The organism is Gluconacetobacter sp., assembly GCF_047721585.1.
Classification (GTDB): Bacteria; Pseudomonadota; Alphaproteobacteria; order Acetobacterales; family Acetobacteraceae; genus Gluconacetobacter; species Gluconacetobacter dulcium.
The window spans coordinates 1-1055 of sequence record NZ_JBDNXE010000262.1; the positions used below are offsets into that span (position 1 = coordinate 1).

Consider the following 1055-nt stretch of genomic DNA (forward strand, 5'->3'; position numbering starts at 1 on the left):
ATCCAGCCCCGAGCCCGATCCGGACGCACCGCCCCGGCCGGAATTCGTGATCGTCGATCACGAACTCTCCCCCAGCCAGATCCGCAATCTCGAACGCGCCACCGGCGCCCAGGTGCTGGACCGCACCGGCGTGATCGTCGAGATATTCCACCGCCACGCCAACACCCGCGAGGCGAAATTGCAGGTGGAGATTGCGCGCCTGAAATATGTCGCCCCACGCCTGCGGGAATCCGGCACCGACGGCGGCCGCCAGCAGGGCCCCGGCGCCGGCGAAAGCCATCTCGACCTCGACCGCCGCAAGATCCGCGACCGCCTCGCGGAACTGAAAACCCAGCTCGAAGCCGTGCAGCGCGACAGCGACCAGCGCCGCTCCGCCCGCCGCGACCAGTTGCGCGTGGCCCTGGTCGGCTACACCAACGCCGGCAAATCCTCCCTCATGCGCGCCCTCACCGGCAGCCAGGTGCTGGTGCAGGACAAGCTCTTCGCCACCCTCGACACCACGGTCCGCACCCTCCAGCCCGAAACCCGCCCCCGCGTGCTCGTCTCCGACACGGTCGGCTTCATCAAGCAACTCCCCCACGATCTGGTCGCCTCGTTCCGCTCCACCCTCTCCGAGGCACTGGAAGCCTCCCTGCTCCTCTTCGTGGTCGATGCGTCAGACCCGACCTACGAAGCGCAACTGGAGGTCAGCCGCAGCGTGCTGCGCGAAATCGGCGCCAACACGGTGCCGTCCCGCCTGGTCCTCAACAAGATGGACCGCGTGGACGCCACCCGCCGCGCCGCCCTGCTGGAAAAACACCCCGACGCCATCATGCTCTCCGCCCACGCGCCGGAAGATGTCAGCGCCCTGCGGGAAACCATCATTGCCTTCTTCGAATCCGAGATGGTGGATGACGTCCTGGTCCTGCCTTACGCGAAACAAAAACTGATCGGCGAAATCTACGAAAGCGCCCGCGTGCTCTCCGAAGACCATGACGAAACCGGGCGCGTGCTCAAGGTGCGTGCCCTGCCCGGCGCCATGGCGCGGCTGCGACGCAGCCTGGCCGCCGGGTAGG

Annotated in this window: 1 protein-coding gene; it reads left to right on the forward strand. The window is 67.5% G+C overall.

The genetic code is table 11. The features are described 5' to 3' along the window. Positions 1–1054, forward strand: a 1054-nt coding sequence (gene hflX / locus ABF821_RS21000) for a GTPase HflX (protein ID WP_415531476.1), incomplete at its 5' end; no start/stop codon positions are given. Between the last annotated feature and the right edge of the window lies 1 nt (position 1055).